Annotated in this window: 22 protein-coding genes and 1 pseudogene; 5 read left to right on the top strand and 18 right to left on the bottom strand. The window is 69.8% G+C overall.

The genetic code is table 11. The features are described from left to right. Position 1: 1 nt before the first annotated feature. The 8 genes from ABN611_RS09880 to ABN611_RS09915 are packed head-to-tail and all read right to left on the bottom strand — an operon-like array spanning position 2 to position 7,719. On the bottom strand, positions 2-1,093 hold the full coding sequence (locus ABN611_RS09880; protein WP_350281623.1) for a DegT/DnrJ/EryC1/StrS family aminotransferase: 1,092 nt from the start codon (positions 1,091-1,093) through the stop codon (positions 2-4). Next, a complete protein-coding gene (locus ABN611_RS09885) occupies positions 1,090-1,725 on the bottom strand; it encodes an acyltransferase (RefSeq protein WP_350281624.1) in 636 nt (211 codons plus the stop codon). Before ABN611_RS09885 ends, ABN611_RS09880 begins: the two co-directional genes overlap by 4 nt. Next, positions 1,698-2,885 carry a hypothetical protein gene (locus ABN611_RS09890; RefSeq protein ID WP_350279510.1) on the bottom strand — a complete coding sequence of 396 codons (1,188 nt, stop codon included), beginning with the start codon at positions 2,883-2,885 and terminating at the stop codon, positions 1,698-1,700. The genes ABN611_RS09885 and ABN611_RS09890 overlap by 28 nt, the downstream gene beginning before the upstream one ends. Positions 2,886-2,896: 11 nt before the next feature. Continuing rightward, a complete protein-coding gene (locus tag ABN611_RS09895) occupies positions 2,897-3,619 on the bottom strand; it encodes a hypothetical protein (RefSeq protein ID WP_350279511.1) in 723 nt (240 codons plus the stop codon). Next, complete coding sequence (locus ABN611_RS09900) at positions 3,616-4,941, bottom strand: glycosyltransferase (protein ID WP_350279512.1); 1,326 nt, start codon at positions 4,939-4,941, stop codon at positions 3,616-3,618. The genes ABN611_RS09895 and ABN611_RS09900 overlap by 4 nt, the downstream gene beginning before the upstream one ends. After that, on the bottom strand, positions 4,938-6,044 hold the full coding sequence (locus ABN611_RS09905; protein ID WP_350279513.1) for a glycosyltransferase: 1,107 nt from the start codon (positions 6,042-6,044) through the stop codon (positions 4,938-4,940). The genes ABN611_RS09900 and ABN611_RS09905 overlap by 4 nt, the downstream gene beginning before the upstream one ends. 3 nt (positions 6,045-6,047) lie before the next feature. Beyond that, positions 6,048-6,866 (bottom strand): ABC transporter ATP-binding protein, encoded by an 819-nt coding sequence (locus tag ABN611_RS09910; protein ID WP_238350285.1) that lies wholly within the window; start codon positions 6,864-6,866, stop codon positions 6,048-6,050. After that, on the bottom strand, positions 6,853-7,719 hold the full coding sequence (locus ABN611_RS09915; RefSeq protein ID WP_350279514.1) for an ABC transporter permease: 867 nt from the start codon (positions 7,717-7,719) through the stop codon (positions 6,853-6,855). Before ABN611_RS09915 ends, ABN611_RS09910 begins: the two co-directional genes overlap by 14 nt. 1,050 nt (positions 7,720-8,769) lie before the next feature. Here ABN611_RS09915 and ABN611_RS09920 point away from each other — a divergent pair. After that, positions 8,770-9,759 carry a helix-turn-helix domain-containing protein gene (locus tag ABN611_RS09920; protein ID WP_350279515.1) on the top strand — a complete coding sequence of 330 codons (990 nt, stop codon included), beginning with the start codon at positions 8,770-8,772 and terminating at the stop codon, positions 9,757-9,759. Between the two features lie 68 nt (positions 9,760-9,827). Here the strand turns inward: ABN611_RS09920 and ABN611_RS09925 are convergent, their stop codons facing one another. Continuing rightward, a complete protein-coding gene (locus ABN611_RS09925; protein WP_350279516.1) occupies positions 9,828-10,934 on the bottom strand; it encodes an aspartate-semialdehyde dehydrogenase in 1,107 nt (368 codons plus the stop codon). After that, complete coding sequence (locus ABN611_RS09930; protein ID WP_350279517.1) at positions 10,931-12,199, bottom strand: aspartate kinase; 1,269 nt, start codon at positions 12,197-12,199, stop codon at positions 10,931-10,933. The genes ABN611_RS09925 and ABN611_RS09930 overlap by 4 nt, the downstream gene beginning before the upstream one ends. Positions 12,200-12,431: 232 nt before the next feature. Here ABN611_RS09930 and ABN611_RS09935 point away from each other — a divergent pair, with 232 nt between their 5' ends. Together ABN611_RS09935 and ABN611_RS09940 are read left to right on the top strand one after the other, a co-directional pair. Then, positions 12,432-12,752 (top strand): metalloregulator ArsR/SmtB family transcription factor, encoded by a 321-nt coding sequence (locus tag ABN611_RS09935; protein WP_350279518.1) that lies wholly within the window; start codon positions 12,432-12,434, stop codon positions 12,750-12,752. Between the two features lie 40 nt (positions 12,753-12,792). Beyond that, positions 12,793-13,380 carry a dihydrofolate reductase family protein gene (locus tag ABN611_RS09940; protein WP_350279519.1) on the top strand — a complete coding sequence of 196 codons (588 nt, stop codon included), beginning with the start codon at positions 12,793-12,795 and terminating at the stop codon, positions 13,378-13,380. Here ABN611_RS09940 and ABN611_RS09945 read toward each other — a convergent pair. Beyond that, positions 13,263-14,474, bottom strand: a complete 1,212-nt coding sequence (locus ABN611_RS09945; protein ID WP_350279520.1) for an MFS transporter — start codon at positions 14,472-14,474, stop codon at positions 13,263-13,265. The two genes, ABN611_RS09940 and ABN611_RS09945, sit on opposite strands and share 118 nt — an antisense overlap. An 82-nt stretch (positions 14,475-14,556) precedes the next feature. On the opposite strand from ABN611_RS09945, the gene dinB reads away from it, so the two are divergent. Then, on the top strand, positions 14,557-15,759 hold the full coding sequence (gene dinB / locus ABN611_RS09950; protein ID WP_350279521.1) for a DNA polymerase IV: 1,203 nt from the start codon (positions 14,557-14,559) through the stop codon (positions 15,757-15,759). Here dinB and ABN611_RS09955 read toward each other — a convergent pair. The 6 genes and pseudogenes from ABN611_RS09955 to ABN611_RS09980 form a co-directional block, all read right to left on the bottom strand. Further along, a complete protein-coding gene (locus tag ABN611_RS09955) occupies positions 15,756-16,409 on the bottom strand; it encodes a hypothetical protein (protein WP_350279522.1) in 654 nt (217 codons plus the stop codon). The two genes, dinB and ABN611_RS09955, sit on opposite strands and share 4 nt — an antisense overlap. A 25-nt stretch (positions 16,410-16,434) precedes the next feature. Beyond that, on the bottom strand, positions 16,435-16,941 hold the full coding sequence (locus tag ABN611_RS09960; RefSeq protein ID WP_350279523.1) for a hypothetical protein: 507 nt from the start codon (positions 16,939-16,941) through the stop codon (positions 16,435-16,437). 91 nt (positions 16,942-17,032) lie between these two features. Next, entirely contained in the window at positions 17,033-17,683 is a 651-nt protein-coding gene (locus tag ABN611_RS09965; RefSeq protein WP_350279524.1) for a DUF5063 domain-containing protein, read from the bottom strand. Continuing rightward, positions 17,676-18,275 (bottom strand): recombination mediator RecR, encoded by a 600-nt coding sequence (recR, locus tag ABN611_RS09970; RefSeq protein WP_350279525.1) that lies wholly within the window; start codon positions 18,273-18,275, stop codon positions 17,676-17,678. The genes ABN611_RS09965 and recR overlap by 8 nt, the downstream gene beginning before the upstream one ends. Before the next feature lies 1 nt (position 18,276). Continuing rightward, positions 18,277-18,858: a YbaB/EbfC family nucleoid-associated protein gene (locus tag ABN611_RS09975; protein WP_350279526.1), complete on the bottom strand. Its 582-nt coding sequence runs from the start codon at positions 18,856-18,858 to the stop codon at positions 18,277-18,279. A gap of 1,872 nt (positions 18,859-20,730) precedes the next feature. Continuing rightward, positions 20,731-22,671 (bottom strand): annotated as a pseudogene (locus ABN611_RS09980) (DNA polymerase III subunit gamma and tau); the annotation flags it as partial. Positions 22,672-22,743: 72 nt separating this feature from the next. Here ABN611_RS09980 and ABN611_RS09985 point away from each other — a divergent pair. Further along, on the top strand, positions 22,744-23,559 hold the full coding sequence (locus ABN611_RS09985) for a nucleotidyltransferase domain-containing protein (RefSeq protein WP_350279527.1): 816 nt from the start codon (positions 22,744-22,746) through the stop codon (positions 23,557-23,559). 18 nt (positions 23,560-23,577) lie between these two features. On the opposite strand, the gene ABN611_RS09990 is transcribed toward ABN611_RS09985, so the two are convergent. Beyond that, positions 23,578-25,203, bottom strand: a complete 1,626-nt coding sequence (locus tag ABN611_RS09990; protein ID WP_350279528.1) for a long-chain fatty acid--CoA ligase — start codon at positions 25,201-25,203, stop codon at positions 23,578-23,580. Positions 25,204-25,347: the final 144 nt, after the last annotated feature.

Here is a 25,347-nt window from a genome sequence, read left to right on the forward strand (position 1 = left end):
CTCACGCACCCGCCTTCGCCACGGTGTTCACCGCGGTCACGATCCGGTTCAGGTCTTCCTCGGACAGCGAGGGGTGGACCGGCAGCGAGAGCACCTCGGCCGCGGCCTTCTCGGTCTCCGGCAGGTCCAGCTCACGCTGGAACGACGGGAGCCGGTGGTTCGGGATCGGGTAGTACACGCCGCAGCCGACCTGGTGCTCGTTGCGGAGCGCGTCGGCGAAGCCGTCGCGGTCCTCGGTCACGCGGATCGTGTACTGGTGGTACACGTGGGTCGCCTCGGCGGCGACCGCCGGGACGCCGACACCCTGCAGGTTCGCGTCCAGGAAGGCCGCGTTCTCCTGCCGCTGCTTGGTCCAGCCGGCCAGCTTGGTGAGCTGGACGCGGCCGATCGCGGCGTGCAGGTCGGTCATCCGGTTGTTCAGGCCGACGACCTCGTTCTCGTACTGCTTGAGCATGCCCTGGTTGCGGAACAGCCGCATCCGGCGCTCGAGGTCGGCGTTCGCGACCGAGTTCATGCCGCCCTCACCGGACGTCATGTTCTTGGTCGGGTACAGGCTGAACATCGCGAACTCGCCGAAGGTGCCGACCGGCGCGCCGTTCCAGGTGGCGCCGTGCGCCTGCGCGGCGTCCTCGTAGATCTGGATGCCGTGCTTCTCGGCGATCTCCTGCAGCGCGGTCATGTTCGCCGGGTGACCGAACAGGTGCACCGGCATGACGGCCTTGGTCTTCTCGGTGATCGCGGCCTCGACCGCCTTCGGGTCCAGGCAGAAGTACGTCGGCTCGATGTCGGCGAACACCGGGGTGGCACCGGTCAGCGCGACGCTGTTCGCGGTCGCGGCGAAGGTGAAGGAGGGGACGATGACCTCGTCACCCGGGCCGACGCCCGCGGCCAGCAGGCCCAGGTGCAGGCCGGAGGTACCGGAGTTGGTCGCGACGCACGCCCGGCCGGAGACCAGCGCTGCGCCGAACTCCTGCTCGAACGCCGCCACCTCGGGGCCCTGGGCCAGCATCCCGGACTGCATCACCCGGTCGACGGCTTCGCGCTCCTCCTTCCCGATGATCGGCTTCGCGGCCGGAATCGGCTGCACCATCAGTTCTCCTCCTGGTTTTCTTCGGCCGGCCGCAGCCGTCCGTCGGTTTCGATGTACATCTCGCCCGTGTTCGGGCACTTCCACTCGCCGTTCCCGACGTCGAGCAGCGGAACCCCGGCCTTGCCGACCCACTTGAGCCGGCGCGCCGGGACCCCGGCGACCAGCGCGAAGTCTGGCACGTCCTTGGTCACCACCGCACCCGCGGCGACCGTGGCCCAGCGGCCGATGGTGACCGGCGCCACGCACACGCTGCGCGCACCGAGCGAGCAGCCTTCCTTCAGCGTCACCCCGACCGGTTCCCAGTCGTGCCCGCTCTTCGGCGTACCGTCCGGGTTCACCGCGCGCGGGAAGTAGTCGTTGGTGAGCACCACCGCCGGCCCGATGAACACGCCGTCCTCGAGGGACGCGGGCTCGTACACCAGCGCGTAGTTCTGGATCTTGCAGTTGTCGCCCATCCGGACCCCGGTCCCGACGTAGGCGCCGCGGCCGACGATGCAGTTCTTGCCGAGGACCGCGTTCTCACGGATCTGGGCCAGGTGCCAGACCGACGAACCGTCGCCGATCTGGGCGCGGTCGTCGACGTCGGCGGATGGCGCGATGCGGGCCGTCACAGGGTCTCCTTCTTGATGAGCCAGCTTTGCAGTACTTCGGCCGAGCGGCGTCCGTCGTGCAGCTCCGCCACGAAACCGGGGCCGGCGGCCGCCCGCTCGGCGGCGGCGTCACGATCGGCGATCAAGCCGGCGAGAACCTCACCCAGCGTGTCGGGATCGGCCTCCACGATCGGCACTTCTCGCCCGGCCAGACTACGCACCCGGTGGCGCACGGCGTCACCGACGTACGAAACCACGATCCGCCCGGCGGCGAGCGCTTCCGCGGCCGCCACGCCGTACAGGCCGATCCGGAGTTGGTCGACCACGATGTCGGCGTCGCCGATGACGCTGGCCATCTGCTCGTGCGGCACCCCGGTGATCCGCCGGTACTCGACCAGGCCGCGCTCCTGCAGGTCGGTCAGCACGGCGTCGATCTCCTGCGTGCCCTTGAGTTTCGCGTTCGACGGGACGTGCGCGACGACGGGCTTCTCGCCGCGGAACAGCGGCCGCGCGGCCTGCTGCCAGGGCGTCGGGTCGATCGCGACCGGCAACCACTGGGCGTTCGGTACGTCGTCCAGCAGGTCGACGGTGGAGACGAAGACCGGGAGCTGCAGCGACTCGACGAGCTCCGCGTGCCTGCGAGCCTGCGGTTCGAGGCGGTCGGTGAGCTCGTCACCGGGGCTGAACGGCGACCAGCGCTCGCGCTTCGCGTGCCGGCTGGGCAGGCGGATGTCGGAGCCGTGGAAGAGCAGCGCGACGTCGATGCCCTTCGCGAGCATGGACTCGATGTCCGGCGCGGCGTCGGAGTAGCCGCGGGCGCCGAACAGCGGGCGCAGCGACTCCGCCATCACATGCGTGTAGTTCTGCTCGACGTACTGCTGCTGGGCGCGCTGCCAGCGCGGCTGGCCGAACCACGCCAGCGGTACGCCGTAGTCGGTGGCGAACTGGAACTGCCCCTTGCGGTGCAAGGTGAACGAGACGGCGTCGACGTCCGGCAGGGTCTTCGCGGCCTGTGCCCAGGCGTGACCCTGCCCGGCGGAATTGGTCGGGCCGACCAGCATCCGCACGGGCGTCGTCGCTACCGGCGGGAACGCCGGCAGTTGCGCGTACGAGTACCGCAGGCCGCGCAGGCGCCGCCGGACCGCTCCCGCGGTCCGGGCCAACGGCGCCGGCAGGTGCTCGCGGATCGCACGCGTCACCGTCACTGTGTCACCCATTACGTAGTAGGGGCCTTCATCATGTCGAGCTCGCGGCGGGCGGCCGGGAGGCCCAGCACGACGGGGGTGCTCGCCTTGCGCTGGCCGAGGTTCCAGCCGGCCCAGATGGCGCCGGCGTCCAGTGCGATCACCACGTCGGCCTTGTCGATCGTGGCCATCACGTCACGCCGGCTGAGCACGCGCTCCCAGTAGTTCTTCCCCAGATCGTTGGACGCCCGCTGTCCCCGCAGGAACTTCACCGGCGCCGACGTCTTAATTGCCTTCGGCAACATCCGCCCGGCAACCTTCCGAGCCCTCCGGGCCCGCCACTCCACAGCCTTGACCACGCGCTTGGCCCCAGTAGGCCGCGGCTTCGGTGCAGGCTTGGGCTCCGGCGCGGGCTCAGGCGTCGGCCCGGCGGCGGCTACCTCGGCGGCGGCTGGGGCGACCTTGGCCTCGTCTGCGACGACGGCTTCCGGGTCGGCTACGGCTTCCGGCGCGATGACGGCGTCGGGCGCCTCATCGGTGGATTCGGCGACCGGCTCCGGCTCGGGGGCCGGGGCGGTGGGCATGCGGCCGGGGCCGATGAGGGTGAAGGTGTTGACCTTGTCGGCGACCCAGGCGGACGGGGCCACCCAGCCGACGACGTCGATGGTGATGTTCTGGTCGCCGAGGTCCTCGCGGACCTGGTCGAAGTACGTCGGCGGCAGCCGCCGGGTGGACAGCAGGACGACGTTGCTCATGCGGCCACTCCCTTCACACTCGCAGCCAGCGCCTCGATCCGCGGATCCAGCTGCAGGTCCCGCCGGTACGACGCACCGAACTCGCGCGCCTTCGCCCGGATCCCCTCGTCCGCGGTCCGCGCCGCGTGCGCCGCCTCGATCAGCGCCGCCGCGATCGCCTCCGGCGTCACGTCCGCCACCGGGAACCACAACGGGTGCCCCCGCAGTACGTCGGACGCCGCGTTCTCCGGGTCGTGCACGGAAACGACCGGCAGCCCGGTCGCGAGGTACTCGAACACCTTGCCGCTGGTCACGTACCGGCCCTTGCCCAGCATCAGCAGCTGGACGTCGAACTCGTCGTACGCCTTCGCGATCTCCGCCTTGCCGACCGGGCCCTCGTAGCTGACCCCGGCATCGGCGGCGGCGTTGATCGTCGCCAGCATGTCGGCGCGCGGCTGCGCGTAGTACCCGAGGTAGCCGTGGATCTTCGCCTTCGCGCCGGCGAGCTCCTCGGACTGCTCCTTCGCGAGCTGCCAGCCCTGCACGAAGTCCGCGAGCGGCACCTTCGGCGACACCGTCCCGACGTACCCGAAGACCAGCGGCCGGTCGGTCACCGCGCCGCGGTCCTGGGTGTCCGGCACCAGGTCCGGGTCGAACCCGTTCGCGACCGTGTGCATCTTGCCTGCCTGCGCCGGGTAGAGCTTCTCGTGCCAGTCCTTGATCGGGTCGTTCACGAACCAGACCTCGCGCGCGGACTCGACCAGCTTCTTCTCCCAGCGCGCGGCGCGGCTGTTCGGCTCGTGCAGCCGGTCACCGGTGAACACGTCGAGCAGCCACGCGTCGCGGTAGTCCATGACGTACGGCACCTGGAACTTCTTGTGCAGGTGGTACGCCGCGGTGAACGCGACGTGCGGGTTCGCGGTGGCGACGGTGAGGTCGACCTTGTGCGCCTTGTGGATGCGCTCCGCGGCCTTCTCGATCACCGGCCGCCAGGGCCCGTACCCGCTCTCCGGGAACGGGATCTGGTCCTGCTTGGTGCGCCACTTGCTCCAGAGCTTCGGGTTCTGCGCGCGGCGCTTGGACCACTTGCGCAGGTCGGCCTCGAGGATCGGCCACTCGAACGGGACCCGGACGACCTCGACGGACGGGTCGACCCGCTCCTCGAGGGTCAGGTCCGCGCCGGTGAACCGGAAGAACGTGTCGCGGTCGGCCGTCAGCACGGTCACCTTCCAGCCGAGGGCGGCGAACCGGTTGGCCGTGGCCAGGGCCCGGTAGACACCGCCGCCCCGGCAGGGCGGGAAGCCCCAGGCGACGTACAACAGGTGTGGGCGGTCGGTCGTCATGCAGGTCCTCTTAGCAGGTTGAGAATCGCGTCGGCCAAATCGTCGTACGGCGTGGTCGTGGGCAGGTGGTCGGCCGCCCACTGCAGCGCGTGGTCGCGCAGCTTCTCCAGCTCTCCGGGGTCCGCGGACCAGCGCCGCAGGGTCTCGGACGCCTCCGCCACCGAGTCCACCAGGACTCCGCCACCGGACTCCTCGATCACCTTCGTCTGCCGGGGCAGGCGGGTGGAGAGCACGGGAAGACCGCTGGCGAGGTACTCGTAGATCTTGGACGGCATCGCTTCCACGAACGCCGGCGTCGGCTGGAGCATGGCGAGGCTCGCCCAGGCGCCGTGCGCGATCCGCCAGGCGTCCGCGGGTGGCTGGCGCCCGTGCAACCGGACCCGGCCGCTGAGGTCGGGGCGGGCGATGCGGGCCTCGAGGGTGTCCCGGTCGGAGGGTGCGACCGGGCCGATCAGGTCGAGGGACCACTCCGGCGCCGCGGCGACGGTCTCGACCATGTCGAACAGTCCACGGCTGGTGCGCAGGTCGCCGACGTACACCGCGCGCGGTGCGCCGGCCGGCGGGGACGGCGCGAGGAAGCCGTGGTCGGGAAGGTTCTGCACCACCAGGCGGTGCTTCGCCTGGTGCGGGGCGAGGTGCGAGTCGGCGACGACGGTCAGGTCGGCGCCCGCGGCCAGCTTCGACCCGGCGCGGACGATCAGCCGCGCGGGCAGTCCCGCCGGCCCCTTCGCCCAGGCCCGGTCGGCCAGCAGCCGCTCGTAGTCCTCGTGCACGTCCACGACGAACTTCCGCCGCCGCAGCGCGGTGACAAGCCGGGTGACCGGGATCATGTCCGGGTCGACCGTCATCACCACCTTGGCGTTGGTCCGCCACGGCAGTACGGCGGTCCGGGCCAGCCGCTGCACCAGGTTGCCGCGCGGTCCGGCGTGCACCACCGCACCGGCAGGCCCGCCCTCGGCGTCACCGAGACCCCACAGCTCGACGCTGAGGTCGCGCTGCCGCAGGGCCGCGGTGATCTTGTGCAGGCGCGCGTCGGCCACGTCGTGACCGGTCGTGATGATCCCCACGTCCGGCGCCGTCCTGCGTGACCCGGAATTGGTCATGGCTCAGAGGTCCTCGAGTGAGACGGATTCCGCTTCGCCGACCTGCAGGAACTTGGTGTACGCCGCGATCACCTCGTTGGGCTCGCCGCGCATCATCAGCTTGCCCTTGTGCAGCCAGATGCAGTCGTTGCAGAGCTCGCGGACGCTGCTCATCGCGTGGCTGACGAGGAACATCGTGCGGCTGTTGGTGACCAGCTCGCTCATCTTCGCCGCGGCCTTGGTCTTGAACGACGCGTCGCCGGCGGACAGCGCCTCGTCGATCAGCAGGATGTCGGGGTCCATGTGCACCGCGACGGAGAACGCCAGCCGGCTGAACATGCCGGAGGAGTACGTCCGCATCGGCATCTCCATGAAGTCGCCGAGCTCGGCGAACTCCGCGATCTCCTCGTACCGCGCCTGGATCTCCTTGCGGCTCAGGCCGGCCGCGAGACCACCGAGGACGACGTTCTCCCGGCCGGACAGCGCGGCGTTGAAGCCGACGCCCAGCGACAGCAGCGTGGAGACCCGGCCGTGCACCTCGATCCGGCCCGAGGTCGGCGGCAGGATGCCGGCGATCGAGCGCATCAGCGTCGACTTGCCGGCGCCGTTCGCGCCGATGATGCCGATCGTGGTGCCGTGGTCGACGTCGAAGGACACGTTCTGGACGGCCTTGACCTCGCGCACCGCACGCTCGCCGCGGCCGAACCGGACGATCGCGCTCTTGAAGGTCGGCACCCGCTCGAACGTGGTCCGGTAGGTGATCGAGACGTCCTGCACCTTGACAGCGGGAATGCCCGACGGGGTCTTCTGCATCGGCTTCTTCTCGGTCTCAGAGACGGACAACGAACTCACGCTCCCTCGACATGAAGAACAACGCACCGACCAGGAACGCGACCAGCGCCCAGAAGCCCGCCCCGAGCCACATCTCCAGGTTCGGGATCCGGCCCTTGACGAGGAGATCGGTCCAGCCGCCCAGCAACGAGTACAGCGGGTTGAACTGGATGAAGCCCTTGAACTTCGCCGGGGCGTCCTCGGCGAACCACAGCACCGGCGACAGGTACAGCCAGATCCGCACGAAGTACGGCAGGAAGCTGGTGGTGTCGCGGAAGTACACCTGCAGGGCCGCGAAGATCATGCCCATGCCGGCGGCGAAGACCGTCAGCATGAGGAGGAACGCCGGGGCCAGCAGCATCTGCCAGTGCAGCGGCTGACGCATGACCAGGTGGATGACCAGGTAGACGCCCAGGGTCGGCAGGAACCGGAAGAACGCCGTACGGACGGCGGACAGCGGCAGCAGCATCCGCGGGAACGACATGTTCATCAGCAGCTTGCCGCCGCCGACCACGCTCGCCGCACCGGCCGTCATCGCACCGGAGAAGTAGTAGAAGGCGAAGAGACCGCCGCACATGTGCGCGAACCGCAGCGATGCGTCCTGCTTGGCCGCACCGCCGGCGATGATGTCGACCAGCAGGTAGTAGACCGCCGCCAGCAGCAGCGGGTTCAGCACCAGCCACACCTGTCCGAAGAAGGTGTTCGTGTTGGCCGCCCGGATGCTCGTCCGGGACATCTCCGCCGCGAACTCACGCCGCTGCCACAGCGCCTTGAAGTAGGGACGCAGTGCGGGCAGGCCGACCTTGTGTGGTTCGTACACGTGCACCGACGGGTTGAACTCCTCGTCGACGCTAGTCGCGTTCATTCAGGCGATGCCTCTCTCTGCCGGAAAGTTGGATCCACGATGGCCGATCACCTGGGTTTCGGCGGTCGCCGTCCGGGGTAGAGCGGCGGGCCACGCAGACCGGGAAGCAGAGTAGCGGATCCGCTCGGACGCCGACGACACAGCGGTCCTCCTTAGTGAGCAACGACGTACGGACGGCTACCAAACGTCGTGCCCCGCTGCGTCCACAACACCTGCGTCGTCCTTCGCCGATCGTTATCCGGAATATACATTTGACAGCCAGCGACGGCCAAAACGCCTTCCAGGCAAGTCAAATCGCGGTCAATTCACCGGTACGACGCTACGCGCGGAGCCAAGGTTGGCGTGACCTGCCACACCGCGCGCGGTGACATCGGAGGCCTGGCGGGACAGGTGTTACGGGCGGGACCCCGGGAGATGCGGGTTCGGGACGTGACACGCAACATCACGTCCGCGCTTCCCCGTGGACAGCCTCACCATCCACGGAGCACCCGACGGCATCTCCCGGGGTTCCGGCCGCGATCCGGCAGCGGTGCCGCGGTGGGCGGGAGCGGGCCGCCGGTCCGGATCGGTCGGCACGATGACCAGGGCGGCGGTCATCGCGCGGAGGCCGGCGGAGCAGTGCGCGACGAGGGGCGGGACAGATCGCATCGGGCATTCCTCCTCACGGCCTCACGAGTGGAGATGCCACAGTTTGTACACCCTCCGGCACAGCGGGTGATGGCACGGAAGTGCGAGGGCACCGATGCGCCGGGATCGAGACCCAACCGAAACAGCCTCCGCTGACGGGACAGCGAACACGGGCCAGAATTGGAACAGCAGCCCGGCGGCGCTCAGGTGGTCCGTCGCCGGGCTGCTGGACCTCAATTCTCGCTCACGAGCGCGCGGAAATGGTGGCCAGATGGTGACACGGCACAAGAATGCTGACAGGACAACAAATATCGCTGCGTGCGCACAGCTCGACACGGACAGTGCCGACGGCACTGGATCCCGCCCTCTACCCTGGAGGGACGGTCGCGGTCGGTGACAGCACTCGGGAGGGAGGGGATCGTCATGAGTACGACGGACACGGAGCGTGCCGAGCATCTGCGGGTGCTCGGGCTCAACGACGACGAGATCAAGGTCTACCAGCACCTGCTGCGGACCGGGCCGTCGTCGGTCACCGAACTGGACGCCGCGGTCCCCGAGCGGGAGGGCTCGATCGACAGCACCCTCGGCGGCCTGGTGCAGGCCGGCCTGGCGCGCCGCTCCGGCTCGGACCACTCGCGGTACCTGCCGGTGCCGCCGGACGCGGGCCTGGAGGCGATGACGCTGCGCCGCGAGTCCGAGCTCAAGCAGGCCCGGATCGAGGTGCTGAACGCGTACGACGAGTTCCGCCGGACCGTGCACAACGAGTCGACCACGCACCTGATCGAGGTCGTCACCGGGAGCGCGATCGTCGAGCGGATCCACCAGATCAAGAGCGGCGTGCAGCGGGAGATCCTGGCCATCGACTCCCCGCCGTACTACATCGGCGGCCCGAACCAGGAGGAGATCGACCAGCTGCGCCGCGGCGTCTCCTACCGGGTCGTGTACTCGCCGGAGTCGGTCGAGGTGCCCGGGTACCTGACCGAGAACATCCTGCCGTGCGTGGAGGCGGGTGAGCAGGCCCGCGTGCTGCCCGACGTACCGGCGAAGCTGACGATCATCGACGGGGCGATCGCGTTCGTGTCGATGTCGGCGCGCGACACCGACGTGAACCGGTCACTGCTGATCATCCGCCCGAGCAGTCTGCTGACCGCGCTGATCGGCATGTTCGAGCTGTGCTGGCGCAACGCGTTGCCGCTGCACGCCTCCGTCGGCACCGAGGACGACCGCCTGGAACCGATCGAACGCCGCCTGCTGGCCCTCCTGGCCACCGGCGCGGCCGACGACACCATCGCCCGCACCCTAGGCATCAGCCGCCGCACGTTCTTCCGCTACCTGGAACGCCTGATGAACCGCACAGGCGCCAGCACCCGCTTCCAACTAGCCCTACACGCCGCCCGCGAAAACTGGCTGTAGAACCAGCAGTCAGCTCAAACAACCCCGCCCCCGAGCGAAGCGAGGGGGGGTGCTTTTGGCTTTTGGTTTCAGGCTTCGGCGGGGATGAACTCCTTCGCGACGACCTCCGCGATCTGGGCGGTGTTGAGGGCCGCGCCCTTGCGGAGGTTGTCGCCGCAGACGAACAGCTCCAGCGCGTTCGGGTCGTCGAGCGACTTGCGGATCCGGCCGACCCAGGTCGGGTCGGTGCCCACCACATCGGCCGGCGTCGGGAACTCGCCCTCGGCCGGGTTGTCGAAGAGCAGCACCCCCGGAGCGTCCCGCAGTACCTCCCGGGCACCGTCCGCGTCGACCTCCTGCACGAACCGCGCATGCACCGACAACGAGTGCGTGGTGACGACCGGGACCCGCACACACGTCGCGGACACCTTGAGATCCGGCAGCCCGAGGATCTTGCGGGACTCGTTGCGGACCTTCATCTCCTCGGACGACCAGCCGTCGTCCTTCAACGAGCCGGCCCACGGTACGACGTTCAACGCCAGCGGAGCTGGGAACGGACCGAGGTCGTTGCCCACCAACCGCCGCACATCACCTGGCGTGCTACCGAGCTCACGATTGCCCGCCACCTTCGTCAGCTGGTCGTACAACGTGTCGATACCAGCCTGCCCGGCACCCGACGCCGCCTGGTACGACGCCACGACCAGCTGCTCGAGCTCGTAGCGGTGGTGCAGCGCGCCCATCGCCACGATCATCGACAGCGTCGTGCAGTTCGGGTTGGCGATGATGCCCTTCGGCCGGTTCCGCGCGGCCTCGGCGTTCACCTCCGGCACCACCAGCGGCACATCCGGGTCCATCCGGAAAGCGCCCGAGTTGTCCACCACGACAGCACCCTTGGCCGCCGCCACCGGCGCCCACTCCGCCGACACCTCGTCCGGTACGTCGAACATCGCCACGTCGATGCCGTCGAAGGCGTCCTCGCTGATCGCGACGACCTCGACCTCCTCGCCGCGGACCTGGAGCCGCTTGCCCGCGGAGCGCTCGGAGGCGATCAGCCGGATCTCGCCCCAGACGTTCTGCCTGGTCGAGAGCAGGGTCAGCATCACCGACCCGACGGCGCCGGTCGCACCGACCACCGCCAGGGAGGGCAGACCCGTCCGGTCCTCGATCGTGTTCTCCACAGCGCTCACAGGGGTCACCGTCCCGTTCCTCCGTACACGACAGCCTGGGTGTGCTCGTCGTCCAGATCGAATGCGGTGTGCGCCGCGGTCACGGCGGCGTCCACCAGGTTCTCGTCCACGACCACCGAGATCCGGATCTCCGAGGTGGAGATCATCTCGATGTTCACGCCGGCGTCGGCCAGCGCGGAGAAGAACTTCGCCGACACGCCCGGGTGCGAGCGCATTCCGACGCCGACGACGGAGACCTTTCCGATCTGGTCGTCGTACAGCAACTGCTCGTAGCCGACCGCGTCCTTCATCCGGGCCAGCGCGGACATCGCCCGGGCGCCGTCGGCGCGCGGCAGCGTGAACGAGATGTCGGTGCGGTTCGTGGCGACGGCCGACACGTTCTGCACGATCATGTCGATGTTGGTGTCGGCGCCGGCGACCGTCTCGAAGATCCGGGCCGCCTCACCGGGCTTGTCCGGCACACCGACCACGGTGATCTTGGCCTCGCCGCGGTCCTGCACGACGCCGGAGATGATCGCCTGTTCCATCTGATCCAGTTCCTTCGCATCGACGACCCAGGTGCCTTCCTTCTGCGAGAAGGAGGAACGCACGTGGACGGGGACGTTGTAGCGCCGCGCGTACTCGACGCAGCGCAGGTGCAGCACCTTGGCGCCGCAGGCGGCCATCTCGAGCATCTCCTCGTAGGAGATCTTCGGGATCTGCTTCGCGGCCGGCACGATCCGCGGGTCCGCGGTGAAGATGCCGTCCACGTCGGTGTAGATCTCGCAGTACTCGGCCTCCAGCGCGGCGGCCAGCGCGACCGCGGTGGTGTCGGAGGCGCCGCGGCCCATCGTGGTGATGTCCTTGGTGTCCTGGGCGACGCCCTGGAACCCGGCCACGATCGCGACGTGGCCCTCGGACAGCGCCTCCTCGATCCGGCCCGGCGTGATGTCGATGATCCGGGCGTTGCCGTGCGCGGAGGTGGTGATCACGCCGGCCTGCGAGCCGGTGAAGCTGCGCGCCTCGTAGCCCAGGTTCGCGATCGCCATCGCCAGCAGCGCGGCCGAGATCCGCTCACCCGAGGTGAGCAGCATGTCGAGCTCGCGCGGCGGCGGCAGCGGGGAGACCTGCTGGGCCAGGTCCATCAGTTCGTCGGTGGTGTCGCCCATCGCGGAGATGACGACCACCACGTCGTTCCCGGCCTTCTTCGTCGCGACGATCCGTTGGGCCACGCGCTTGATGCAATCGGCGTCGGCGACCGAAGAACCGCCGTACTTGTGTACGACGCGTCCCACAGCGTTGTCTCCTCAAACCACTGGTTGCGGTACGCCGTGCGGCGTTGCACCAGGCGTAGTCTCGGGAGTCATTCTAGCCGTGACCTGACCGTTGCCTACCGGCTGACCAGCACCCGGTCGGGCCCGTCCGGCGGATTCTGGTCGGCGCCGGAGGTTCCCCGGGAGAGCCCGGCGGCGCCCGGAAACCGTCCGGCCACTTGTCCATATAAGTCATCGCTGAAATACTTGGCGCGTGCACGCGTTCGACATTCTCGGCGACCCGGTCCGGCGCCGGATCCTGGAGCTGCTCGCCGACGGCCAACTGCCGGCCGGCAGCATCGCCGCGACCATCGGCGCCGAGTTCGGGATCAGCCAGCCCGCCGTCTCCCAGCACTTGAAGGTGCTGCGCGACAACGGGTTCGCGACGGTCACCGTCGACGGCACCCGGCGGCTGTACGCCGTCGACCCGGGCCCGCTGCGGGAGATCGACACCTGGCTGGACCGGTACCGCAAGTTCTGGATCAACCGGCTGGACGCCCTGGAGACCGAGCTGCACCGCGGCCGTCGTACATGACATCGCAACCTTTTGCATCGTTTTCTGCATCTGGCCTTGTATGCGGAACATCGTCGCCAGGCTGTGCATGTCCGAGGACGGCATCGTGGAGCGGCCGGAGCTGTGGTTGCCCCGGCGCGCGCTCGACCAGTTGATGCCGGGAAGCGGGACGGTGCTGTTCGGCCGCCGGACGTTCGAGCGGTACGCCGGCTCGCTCGGCGGCCTGCACAACACCCGCAACCTCGTGGTCGGGTCCCGGCCCGTGGTCGCCCGTCCTGGCACCGAGCTGCTGCAGGGCGACACCCGCCGGGTACTCACGGCGCTGAAGACCGTACCGGGTGAGGACCTGCACGTGATCGGCAGCCTGACCCTGATCCGCTCGCTGCTGCGCTGGCGCCTGGTCGACGAGATGTCGCTGCTCATCCACCCGGTCGCCGCGGGCCGCGGTACGTTGCTCGACCGTCGGCAGCTGCGGCTGATCTCGATGTGCGCCCGCGACGGCGGCGTACTGGAAGCGAACTACCGCGTGCGTTACGCCACGATCGCGGCGCCGTCGACCGCGCTGATGCCGACCGGCCGATGGGGTGGCACCCGCAGCAGGGACAGGGTCGCGAGCACGCCGAGGGCTGCCGCCAGGACCCACGCGTAGCGCACGCCGAACCCCTCGACGACCGCGCCGGCCACGGCCGACCCGACCGCGGAGCCGACCATGCCGCCGCTCTGCGCCCAGCCGAAGATCTCGGTGTGCGCGGAGCGCGGGGTCAGCTCGCCGATCCGCTCGTACACGGCCGCGATCGTCGGCGCGATCAGGCAGCCGGCCGCGAACATCATGATCGCCAGCCCCACCACGGACGAGGTCACGAACACACAGCCGACGACCAGCACGGTGAGGCCCAGCATCCGGCGCCAGACGTACGAGTTGCGCCGGCCGGGCAGGGCGCCGTTCACCACGCCGCCGGTGACGCTGCCGATCGCGGCGACCATCTCGAGCACTCCGGCGATCAGCCGGTTCCCGTGGTGGTCGGCAACGGCGACCATGCCGAGCGACATGGCGGCGAACCCCATCACGAGGCACGCCCACGCGAACAGCAACGGCGTACGGTGCCGGTGGAAAACCAGCTCGCGCGCCGTCGGTCGCGGTTCCGCGTGCTCGTCGTGGAACGTCCCGGGCTGCTGGTTCAGCCCGAACCACCAGATGCTCGCGGCGGCGGTCACGGCGCAGGCGAGCAGGCCGGCACGCGGGCTCGCGAAGCTGACGATCACCGCGCCCGACATCGGCCCGATAACGAACAGCAGCTCCTGTGCGGTGGCGTCGAGCGAGTAGACCGCGCGGAGCCGGGAGCCGTGGACGAGGCGTGGCCAGTTGGCGCGCAGCGCGGAGGTGACGGGCGCGACGAACACCCCGGCCAGTGCGGCCGCGACGGGAAGAGCGCGGTACCAGCTGTACGGCAGCAGGGCGACGACGGCCATCATCACGGCCCAGGCCATGCCGGTGCCGATGACCACCTTGCGGGCGCCGCGCCGGTCGGCCATCCGGGACCAGACGACGCTGGCGACCGCCGTACCGACCGAGTACGCACCCGCCACCACGCCGGACCAGCCGAAGTTGCCGGCCGCGTCCTTGGCCAGGAACGCCAGCGGGACCATCGTCGCGAGCACGGGCAACCGCGCGATCAGGGCCGAGGCGAGCAACGCCATCACGCCACGGGTCTTCCACAGGTCGCGGTACGCCGACAGGTCCATAAGCTGCATTCTTTCCTGACATCGTCGGACAGCGCCTCAGGAATTCTCCCTATCTCGTTTTGTCGGCGGTCTATGCGAACATATGTTCGTGTCGTCGTCAGGCGGGGCCAACATCCTGCATGCCGACCTGGACGCGTTCTACGCGTCGGTCGAGCAGCGGGACGACCCGCGCCTGCGCGGCCGGCCGGTGATCGTCGGCGCCGGTGTGGTGCTCGCCTGCAGTTACGAGGCCAAGAGGTTCGGCGTGCGGACCGCGATGAACGGTGGCCAGGCGTTGCGCCGCTGCCCCGGTGCGATCGTGGTCGAGCCGCGGATGTCGGCGTACTCCGAGGCCAGCAAGGCGGTGTTCAAGGTCTTCGAGGACACGACGCCGCTGGTCGAGGGACTGTCGATCGACGAGGCGTTCCTCGACGTCGGCGGACTGCGGAAGATCCGCGGTACGCCGGTGGAGATCGCGGCGCGGTTGCGCGCCGAGGTGATGTCGCGGGTCGGGCTGCCGATCACGGTCGGCGTGGCGCGGACGAAGTTCCTCGCGAAGGTCGCGAGCGGGGTCGCCAAGCCGAACGGCCTGCTCGAGGTCGCGCCGGAGCGCGAGCTGGACTTCCTGCACCCGCTGGATGTCTCGCGGTTGTGGGGTGTCGGCGAGGTGACCGCGGAGAAGCTGCGGGCGCGCGGACTGACCAAGGTCGGTGACGTCGCGATGCTGCCCGAGGCGGCGCTGGTCGCGATGCTCGGGCGGGCGTCCGGGCGGCACCTGCACGCGCTGGCGCACAACCGCGATCCCCGCCCGATCGAGGTCGGCCGCCGGCGCCGCTCGATCGGATCCCAGCGCGCGCTCGGCCGCTCGCCGAAGTCGCCGGCCACGCTGGACGCCGTCCTGGCCGGGCTGGTCGACCGCGTCACCCGGCGGATGCGCTCCGCGGGCCGCTCCGGCCGGACCGTGACGCTGCGGCTGCGCTTCGACGACTTCTCCCGCGCGACCCGCTCCCATACGTTGCCCCAGGCAACTGATCAGACGCGCGCGATCCTGGTCACCGCGCGCGCCCTCCTCCGTGCCGCGCACCCGCTGATCGCCGCGCAGGGCATCACGATGATCGGCATCTCGGTCGGCAACCTGGAGAACGAGGCCGCTCTCCAGCTGGCGCTGCCGTTCGACAAGGCCGCCAACAACGAACTCGACACCGCCCTCGACCAGGTCAAGGACAAGTTCGGCACCAACGCGATCACGCGAGGGATCCTGCTCGGCAAGTCCCAGGGTCTGGAGATGCCGATGTTGCCCGATTAGCTGCGCGGGTAGCCGATCTCGGCGATCTCGTCCGTCAGGTCTCTGAGGTTGCGCTGGGGATTGAGGGACGTGACGACGTACTCCGTCAGCGGCATCAAGGCGTAGATGTGCCGGACGGGTTCGAGATCCAGGGCGCGCTCGTAGTAGTCCTCGGCGAACGTCAGGTACGCCTCCGGGCGGGCGTCGGCGACGAGCTCGAACAACCAGTCCGCTCCGTCGGCGTCCGCGTTCTCGACCGGTCCGCAGCGCCAGGCGGTGTCGTCCGCCGTACGCCAGAAGCACACCGTCGCCCTCGGCGCACCCAGCGGATCCCAGAACGCCTTGTCGTCACGCTGCTCGCGGAACACGTCGGGTACGCCGTCCAGCAGACCCGGCCAGGGCTTAATGTCGTTGACGTACGGCGACATCGGCGACTCGTGGTCGAACCCGTACGCGAACACCCCGTCCGGCGAAAACACCATCGAGTACTCGTTACCCGAGCCGTCGCGCATCAGCGCGACCTCCTCCGTCGCGGACCAGCGCGCGTCGAACTCGTAGTACCTGGTCCGGGCGTCGTCGTTCAGCACCAGGTCAAGCACCGCCAGTGCCCGGCTCACCCGCCGTACGACCTCCGGCTCGGGCAGGCGGCGCACCAGTTCGAGAACAGCCATCCCGCCATTCAACCGGACCGCGCGCTCAGACCGGATCGAGGTACCGTCCGCCGAAGCCCATGACGGCGGCGCGGAGCCGTCCGAGGTGCTGGATGCGTCGCGTCTTGGACCGCCCGCGCCCGATCGGAAGCACCCGGTAGCTCCCGTCGGACCGGCGCGGGACCGGCGCCTCGGCTGCGAAGGCCGGGTCCAGCCACACCACGACCCACGGCCGCTTCGACCGCTGGTCGATCCGGATCTGAGTGACCGCCGCCCACGGCGCGGTCAACGCGCGGCGCCCGTACGTCATTGTCAGCCCGCTCGCCGTGAGCCGGATCTCGGCGCGGGGCCGGAGCACGAGGATCCACGCGCGGACCGCGACAACCAGGCAGAGCAGACACAGGAAGTTGACGAACAACATCCCCGCGAGCTGCCGGCTGTAGTCGAACTCGTACGGCACCAGGACGACGAAGAGCAGGGTCGCGACCGGTGCCACGATCGCCGAGCGCAGGCGCGACGTACTGAAGCTGGCGACGGGTTCTCCTGGTTGCACAACTGGCCTCCTGACCGGGTAGCGAGGCACCACCGTAGTGGCTTCGAACCCCGCGTGGGCCGGTCAAAAGGCCCGCTGTGGATAACTCGGGTCAGCGGCGCTGGACGGCTTCTTCCGCGACCTCGACCAGCTCGCGGTCGGTGGCCTCGGTCTCCGCGTCGTGCGCCGGCTCGAGCCGGTCGTGCGCGATCAGCGACTGGATGGCCCGCAGTACGGCGCTCGCCGCCGCACCCCAGGTGGAGACGTACGAGAACTGCCACCACCACAGCGCCTCGACGATCCGGCCGTCCTCGTAGTGCGCGAGGCCGTGCACCAGATCCGTCGCGATCGCGGTCAGGTCGTCGGAGAGCCGGTTGACCGTGATCTCCGGCGGCGCGGCGTACGGGTCGAAGACCTCGGCGTACTCGTCCAGGCCCTCGAACAGCACCGCCAGCCGGTCCCGCATCGCGTCCAGGTCGGGATCCGGCCCGGCGTCGCTCTCGAAGCGCTCCTCCGGGACGAAGTCCTCGAACGCGCCGAGCCGGCCGCCGGCGAGCAGCAACTGGCTCACCTCGAGCAGCAGGTACGGCAGCGAGGCGAGGCCCTCGTCGACCCCGTCCTCGTCCGGTTGCGCGGCAATGTCCCGCACCGAGATCAGGAAGCTCCGGACCTGGTCGGCGATCTGCTCGGCGAACTCGGTCAGGTCCTCGGAATCCGTGCCCAAGGCGCGCTCCGCAATGTCCATATCGGTTGGTTCAGTCATCGATCGATCGTCGCCCTTCAAACGCCCGTCCGAGTGTGACCTCGTCGGCGTACTCGAGATCACCGCCTACAGGAAGTCCACTAGCCAATCGGGTGACGCGCAAGCCCATGGGCCGCAGCAGGCGGCTCAGGTACGTCGCCGTGGCCTCACCCTCGAGGTTCGGATCGGTGGCCAGGATGATCTCGGTCACCTCGCCGCCGGCCAGCCGCTGGAGCAGCTCCTTGATCCGCAGCTCGTCCGGCCCGATGCCCTCGATCGGCGAGATCGCGCCGCCGAGCACGTGGTACCGGCCGCGGAACTCGCGGGTGCGCTCGATCGCGACGACGTCCTTCGCCTCCTCGACCACGCAGATCAGGCTCAGGTCCCGGCGCGGGTCCCGGCAGATCCGGCACTGCGCGTCCTCCGCGACGTTGCCGCAGATCTCGCAGAACTTGACCTTCTCCTTCACCTGCACGAGCACGTGCGCGAGCCGCCGTACATCGGTCTCGTCGGCCGCGAGCAGATGGAACGCGATCCGCTGCGCGGACTTCGGCCCCACACCGGGCAACCGCCCCAGCTCGTCGATGAGATCCTGAACGGCCCCCTCGTACACGTCAGCCCGGGTTCTGACCGGCGTCGCCGGCCGCGCTTCCCGGGTTCACGAACCCGACCCCCCGGTTCTCGCCACCCAGGTTGGCCTGGCCCGCCTGTCCACCGCTCCCCCGACCCGGGTTGGTCTGGTTGTCGTCGTCGGCGTCGTCACCCGACTCGACGGCCGGTGGCGCACTGGGCAGGCCGAAGCCGGCCGGCGCGGACGAACCGCCGCCAGGCGTTCCACCGCCGAACCCAGGAAGCCCACCCTCACCACCGAACGCACCACCCAGCCCACCGGCGAGCGGCCCCATCGCGGCAGCAGCAGCCTGCTTGGCGTTCTCCGAAGCGTCCCGAACCGCGGCGACGATCAGGTCGGCCAGCGTCTCGGTGTCGTCCGGATCGACCGCTTCCTTCTTGATGGTCAGGCTGAGCAGATCACCGGTGCCGGACACCAGCGCGGTCACCAGACCACCACCGGCCGACCCCTCGATCTCCTGCCCTTCGAGGTCCGCCTGCGCCTCCATCAACTGGTTCTGCATCGCCTGCGCCTGCGCGAGCAGGTTGGACATGTCGAAGCCCCCAGCACCGCCACCGTCGAACACCGCGATCTCCTCGTCCGAACCGCTCTTCCCGAGCCCCGAGCCTGCCTGTCCCCGACTCCCACAGCCACCTACGAAAGCCGCAGCCTCAACACTAGCCGGTCCCTCCGACAACCCCACCCACCCCCGGAAACCGCCCAGTCTCCCCAAATTTATCCACAACCCTGTGGACAACCTCATCCACACCCCTGTGAAACCCGCGCCCTCCCACCCGCCCCACTCCCCAACACCCTGTGGACAAACCTGTGCGACCACCCACCAACCCCCAACCAAACCACCACAACTCCACCCACCCCGCGCCAACCGGCCAGCGCTCGTCAAACACCGGCGAATCACCTGCCCGCCATGCCCAGCCCCCCGACCACCGCCGCCCCAGCCAACTCCGGCCGCCACGCATCACCCCACCGATGCGGATCTGCACACCCACCGCAGCAAGCCCCGGCACGACAACGGGTCCGGGCCAGGTCCTCAAGCCGCCGTGCGGCGGAGGGACGCCGCGGCGCCAGCGGTGGGTCAGGTCATGCAGCACGTCGCCCTTCGAGCTGGTCAATCAGGCGGATCCGCAGCAGGTCCAGGCGCGACCGCTAGACCCCGCGGCGCCGGTTTCAGCTCTCGGGTGATGTGCCCGGTGGCTCCTTCAGCAGCACGCGGCTGCGAAGGAACCCGGGCTCAGTTCGGCTCTTCGGTGATGATTTGGGCGCCGAGGGTTTCGCGGAGCAGGTCGGTGTGCGATCGCGAGTCTTCCTCCAGAACGATGTCGTCCTCGCCGATCGCGTCCGCTTCCTCCTCCGGCGTCAGCGGTACGTCGGCCGCCGCCGGAGCCGCTGCCGCCTGCCGAGCCTGCTCCGCAGCAACCGCCGCCTCCGCAGCCCGCCACTTACTACCCGCCTGCTCCCGCCGACCACCAGCTTGCTCCGCCGACGCACCCGAAGCCTGCCCACCACCGGCCTGCGCACGGCCGGCTTGCGCGCTGCTCGGTCGTCCACCGGCTGGTCGGACGCCGGATGGTGCACCATGCTGGGCGGGACGGATCGGTCCGTCCTCCCACGGGTCCTCGGGCGGTACGTCGTCGTACTCCGAATCCGGCGGCTCCTGCAACGCAACCGCAGGCCCGCCGTCGCCCCACTGCCCGCTCCTGGCACGATCCGCAGTACCAGATCCACCTGCGACTGCACCGCCAGCGCCTGAGGCCTGCGCTCCCGCATGGGCACCGGGTCCAGACCCCATCGCACCGACCCGGTTGCCCGCGGCGGTTGCAGACGAGCTCCCCGCGGCTCCGGGAACTCCCCCGTGCACGCCGACAGCCCCTGCGCCCGGTCCACCTGCTCCTAGGTCGCCTGCGCCAGCCGCGGCACCTGGGCCGGCGACGCCGGCGCCCTGCCCTCCGGGGCTGCCTGGGCCGCCCGCACCCGCCGCACCGCCATCAGACCCGGCTCCACCAGACTGCGCGCCGGGCCCGGTGCCCTGGAGGGCGGTTCCGCCGGCTTGCGAGCCAGCTGCACCATGCTGTGTGCCAGTTCCACCGGGTTGCGCGCCGGCTCTGTCGGGCGTACCAGTTCCACCAGGGGTACCGCCTGGCTGGGTGCCGGCTCCGCCGGGGGTATTAGCTCCGGCGGAGGTGCCCGGTCCGCCGGGTTGGGGGCTGGGTCCGCCAGAGTGGGGGCCTGGGCGGGTGCCGCCCGGGCTGCCCCCGCCGGCTGCGCCTGGGTCGGTTGAGGGGTCTACTACTGCTTCGACTCGGCGGTTGACGCCGATGGTGTCGATCATCGCCTGGCGGAGGATTTCGTCGCTTCCGGAGCGGGCGAAGCTTTCGCGGGCGCCGGCGTTCACCAGGCCGAGTGTCAGCGTCTGGTCGTCGATGGCGATGACCTGAGCGTTCTGGCTCAGCATGATCCAGGCGAAGCGCCGCTTGGCCTTCACAGCCTCCAACACCTCAGGCCACAGTCGCCGGATATCCGCCAGCCCGACCGACCCGGCACCAGATCCTGACTGCCCAGCAGTCTGGCCACCGCTAGGTCCGGCCTGTGCCGAGGCTGGGGCGTCACCGGAACCTGGGTGGGCTGCAGATGGGGACTGCGGCGGGGTGGAGGCGGTCGGGATGGAAGCGACGGTTGTCTCCTCGCCCCATGCGCCGGTTCGTGCTCCGCCGGGTGCCGAGGCGGTTGATGTCCGAGGGCCCCTTCCAGCCCCGCCGGCGTCGGCCGGTGGCTGGGCGGCGGTAGGTGCGCGACCAGGTGTGTCTGAGTCGGCTGGGCTCGGCCCAGCGTTGGTTGCTTGGGCATCCTGCCCGGGCTGACCGCTTGTGTCGCCAGCGGCCTGCGCAGCCGGCTGGTCCGTAGCACCAGTCGCAGTTGTGCCTGATGAGCCGCCAGCGGGTGCCGAGCCGGGGCTACCGGCCGGCCCGTTGCCAGGCGTGTCTGCAGCGCTGGGCGCAGATGGGGCGCCCGCGGTGGACGCGGTGGACGGAGTGGACGGAGTGGAGGGTGCGCCTGGGGTGGACGGTGGGTTGGTGGCTGGGCGGGCGGCGGCTGCTCGGGCGGCTGCGCGGCTCGAGGCGGCGTCGGTCGGCGCGGCTTGGCTGCTGTCGCCGTACGTGCCCGCGGCGCCTGCTCCCGCCTGTGCCATTCCCTCGGCCGTGCCGGGGACGCCGATGGCGAGGCGGCGTTCCAGGCGGTCGAGGCGGGCCTGGATGCCGTTGGTGGAGTCGTCGGCGCCGGGGAGGAGGACCTTGGCGCAGATCAGTTCTAGTTGGAGGCGGGGGGCGGTGGCTCCGCGCATCTCCAGGAGGCCGGCGGCCACGATGTCGGCGGCTCGGGTCAGCTCCGCGGGGCCGATGCCGGCGGCCTGGGTCTGGAGGCGTTCGCCCTGGTCCTCGGCGGCCTCGATCAGGCCGGAGGTCACAGCGGTCGGTACGGCGGACAGCACGACCAGGTCCCGCAGCCGGCGCAGGAGGTCCTCCGCGAAGCGCTTCGGGTCCTGGCCGGTCTCGATGACCTTCTCGATCGTCTCGAACACCGCCGCGCTGTCATGCGCCGCGAAGCCGTCCACGCACGCGTCGAGCAGCGAGTCCGGTGTGAAGCCGAGCAGCGCCACCGCCAGCTCGTACGTGACACCCTCCGGCCCCGCGCCACCGATCAGCTGGTCCAGCACACTCAGCGAGTCACGCACCGACCCGGCGCCGGCCCGCACCACCAGCGGCAGCGCGGCGGGCTCGATCGCGACGCCCTCGGACTCGCACAGCGTCGCCATGTAATCGGCCAGCGCCTTCGGCGGGACCAGGCGGAACGGGTAGTGGTGCGTCCGCGACCGGATCGTGCCGATGACCTTGTCGGGCTCGGTGGTCGCGAAGATGAACTTGAGGTGCGGCGGCGGCTCCTCGACCAGCTTCAGCAGGGCGTTGAAGCCCTGCGTGGTCACCATGTGCGCCTCGTCGATGATGTAGATCTTGTAGCGGCTCTCGACCGGCGCGAAGAACGCCCGCTCGCGCAGGTCGCGCGCGTCGTCCACACCACCGTGCGACGCCGCGTCGATCTCGATCACGTCGATGCTGCCGGGGCCACCGCGCGCGAGGTCGGTGCAGGACTTGCAGACCCCGCACGGCTCGGCGATCGGGCCTTTCTCGCAGTTGATCGCCCGGGCGAGGATCCGCGCGCTGGTGGTCTTCCCGCAGCCGCGCGGCCCGGAGAACAGGTAGGCGTGATTCACCCGGTTGTTACTCAGCGCGTTCCGCAGCGGCGCGGTGACATGGTCCTGCCCGATCACCTCCGCGAACGTCTCCGGGCGGTACCGGCGATACAAGGCAAGGGGCGCTTCCACGCGGCAACCCTAGCGCCGTCCGCCGACAAATCCCCGACCCCGCCCGACCCGGGCAGGACCTAGGGTGGCCGGATGACGGCTGGGGACGAGCGGCAGCAGGCGGTGATCACCCGGGCGCGCGAGGTCCTGCCCAGCAACGAGCGGGTACTCGCGGTGTACCTGATCGGCAGCTACGGGACCGGCACCGCCGATCGGTTCAGCGACGTCGACGTCCATCTGGTGGTGTCGGACGACAGCTCGGAGTGGTTCGAGCAGCACTGGGACGACGTACTGCGGGAGCTGACCGGGCCGACCGTCCTCGCGGACCGGCTGCCGGGGATGATCGGCGGGCTCGGGATCACGGCGGACTGGTTGCACGTCGACCTGATCGTGCACCCGCTCGCCGAGTTCGACAGGTTCCAGTACGACGGGGTGCGGGTGCTGTTCGACCGGGACGGGACGCTGTTCCCGGACGGCGACATCGCGCCGACGGGCGGCCGGCCGGGCGAACCGTACTGGCCGGCGAAAACCGTGGACCTCTTCTTCTACTTCCTCGGCAACCTTGTGACGGTCCTCGGACGTGACGAGCGGATCGTCGCGAACCAGGGCATCGGCGTGGTCCGCGACCAGCTCGTCGCGCTCATGCTCGCCGAACGCGGCGTACGGCGGACCAGTGGGGCGAAGCGTCTCAACGCGCTGCTCTCCGACGAGCAGCGCGCCGCGCTGGAAGCGATCCCCGCCGCGGGGACCGAGCCAGCCGATGTCATCGCCGCCAACCAGTACATCTGCCGGGAGTTCATCACCCGCGGCACCGCGCTCGCCGAGCTCACCGGCAACCCCTGGCCGAAGGAATTCGTCGACGCGACCCTGCTCCACCTCCGTAACCACTTCCACACCGACTTCGCTTGATGCCTGCGGCAACCAACCTCACTCCAGGTGGTAGTTCGCGAATCTGGTCCGGAGGTCCTTCTTCGAGAACTTCCCGACCGACGTCTTCGGGACCTCGTCGATGAACTCGACGGCGTCCGGGAGCCACCACTTCGCCACCTGGGGCCGGAGGTACTCGAGGATCTCCTCCCCGGTCACCCCCGAACCCTCCTGCAGTACGACGCACGCGAGCGGCCGCTCGTCCCACTTCGGATGCGGCACACCGATCACCGCGGCCTCCTTCACCCCGGGATGGGCCATCAACAGGTTCTCCAGCTCGACGGAGCTGATCCACTCGCCACCGGACTTCACCAGGTCCTTCGTACGGTCCACGATCCGCACCGACCCGTACTGATCGATCGCGGCCACGTCGCCGGTCTTCATCCAGCCGTCCTCGGTGTTCAGCTGGGCACCGTCGTCGGGCCGGTAGTACTCCGCCGCAATCCACGCCCCGCGCACCTGGAGCTCGCCGGTGGTCTCGTCGTCCCACGGCAGCGGCGTGATCGATCCGGGCTCCACGATCCGCACCTCGACGCCGGGCAGCGGCAGGCCGGCCCGCGCCCGCAGGTGCGCCTGCTCCTCCTCGGCAAGGCCCTTGCTCCGCGCCGGAACGTGGGCCGCGGTGGCGACCGGACTCGTCTCGGTCATCCCCCACGCCTGCAGGATCGGCCGGCCGAGCTTCTCCCGGAACGCCTCCGACAGCGCCTCCGGCACGGCGGAGCCGCCGCACGGGATCCGCCGCAGCTTCGGCAACTCCACACCGTCCAGCAGCGGCAGCAACCCTTGCCAGATCGTCGGCACGCCGGCCGACAACGTCACCTCCTGCTCCTGCAGCAGTTTGAGAATCCCTTGCGGGCTCATGTCCGGACCCGGGAACACCAGCGACGCGCCAGCCATCGGCGCCGCGTGGGCCAGACCCCACGCGTTCGCATGGAACATCGGCACGACCGGCATCACGGTGTCCGTCTCGTCCAGGCCGATCCCGGCGTTGGTCAGCACGCCGATCGAGTGCAGCCAGGTGGACCGATGCGAGTAGACGACGCCCTTCGGGTTGCCCGTCGTACCGCTCGTGTAGCACATCGCGGCCGCCTGGTTCTCGTCGGCTACGTGGAACTCGACGGGGTCGGCTGCCTCCAGCAGCTCCTCGTAGTCGTGGAATCGTGGGTCGTCCGGGAGCTCCGCGCCGGGAGCGCCCGGCGGTAGGTCGTCCATGACGACGACATGGCGGAGCTGCGTCAGCCGGTCGAGCAACGGCAGGAACAGCCCCAGCAACGACCGGTCGACGAAGACGACCTCGTCCTCGGCATGGTTCGCGATGTAGACGACCTGGTCCGGGAAGAGCCTGATGTTGAGCGTGTGCAGCACCCGCCCGGTACACGGCGCGGCGAAGTACAGCTCGAGGTGGCGTCCCGAGTTCCACGCGAACGTCGCGACGCGGCCGTCGGGGCTGATCCCGAGCGTGTCGAGCACCCCGCCCAGGCGTCTCGTCCGCCCGGCCCACTCGCCGTACGTCAGTTTCGTCGGCGCTGGGCCGCCCGTGTAGACGGTCTTGTCCGGGTAGTACTGCTCGGCCCGGCGGAAGATCGTGTCCAGCGACAGCTGGTAGCTCTGCATCAGACCTTTCATGCAGACACTGTGCCAGTCGCGATGTCGCCTTGACCATGACCTCAACCGGACTTTCTCCGGAACTCGTCCGGCACCGAAGCCCCAGGCAACAGCAATCGCCGACACTTCCAGACTGATAGATGATACGACATACGTGTCGTGTAA

The sequence above is a fragment of the Kribbella sp. HUAS MG21 genome (genome assembly GCF_040254265.1).
GTDB lineage: Bacteria > Actinomycetota > Actinomycetes > Propionibacteriales > Kribbellaceae > Kribbella.

Bases quoted from the DNA above. Each gene is read 5' to 3' on its own strand.
- ABN611_RS09895 (WP_350279511.1), bottom strand. From the start codon at position 3,619: ATGAGCAACGTCGTCCTGCTGTCCACCCGGCGGCTGCCGCCGACGTAC.
- ABN611_RS09900 (WP_350279512.1), bottom strand. From the start codon at position 4,941: ATGACGACCGACCGCCCACACCTGTTGTACGTCGCCTGGGGCTTCCCG.
- ABN611_RS09905 (WP_350279513.1), bottom strand. From the start codon at position 6,044: ATGACCAATTCCGGGTCACGCAGGACGGCGCCGGACGTGGGGATCATC.
- ABN611_RS09915 (WP_350279514.1), bottom strand. From the start codon at position 7,719: ATGAACGCGACTAGCGTCGACGAGGAGTTCAACCCGTCGGTGCACGTG.
- ABN611_RS09920 (WP_350279515.1), top strand. From the start codon at position 8,770: ATGAGTACGACGGACACGGAGCGTGCCGAGCATCTGCGGGTGCTCGGG.
- ABN611_RS09940 (WP_350279519.1), top strand. From the start codon at position 12,793: ATGCGGAACATCGTCGCCAGGCTGTGCATGTCCGAGGACGGCATCGTG.
- ABN611_RS09945 (WP_350279520.1), bottom strand. From the start codon at position 14,474: ATGGACCTGTCGGCGTACCGCGACCTGTGGAAGACCCGTGGCGTGATG.
- dinB (WP_350279521.1), top strand. From the start codon at position 14,557: ATGTTCGTGTCGTCGTCAGGCGGGGCCAACATCCTGCATGCCGACCTG.
- ABN611_RS09955 (WP_350279522.1), bottom strand. From the start codon at position 16,409: ATGGCTGTTCTCGAACTGGTGCGCCGCCTGCCCGAGCCGGAGGTCGTA.
- ABN611_RS09965 (WP_350279524.1), bottom strand. From the start codon at position 17,683: ATGACTGAACCAACCGATATGGACATTGCGGAGCGCGCCTTGGGCACG.
- ABN611_RS09985 (WP_350279527.1), top strand. From the start codon at position 22,744: ATGACGGCTGGGGACGAGCGGCAGCAGGCGGTGATCACCCGGGCGCGC.
- ABN611_RS09990 (WP_350279528.1), bottom strand. From the start codon at position 25,203: ATGAAAGGTCTGATGCAGAGCTACCAGCTGTCGCTGGACACGATCTTC.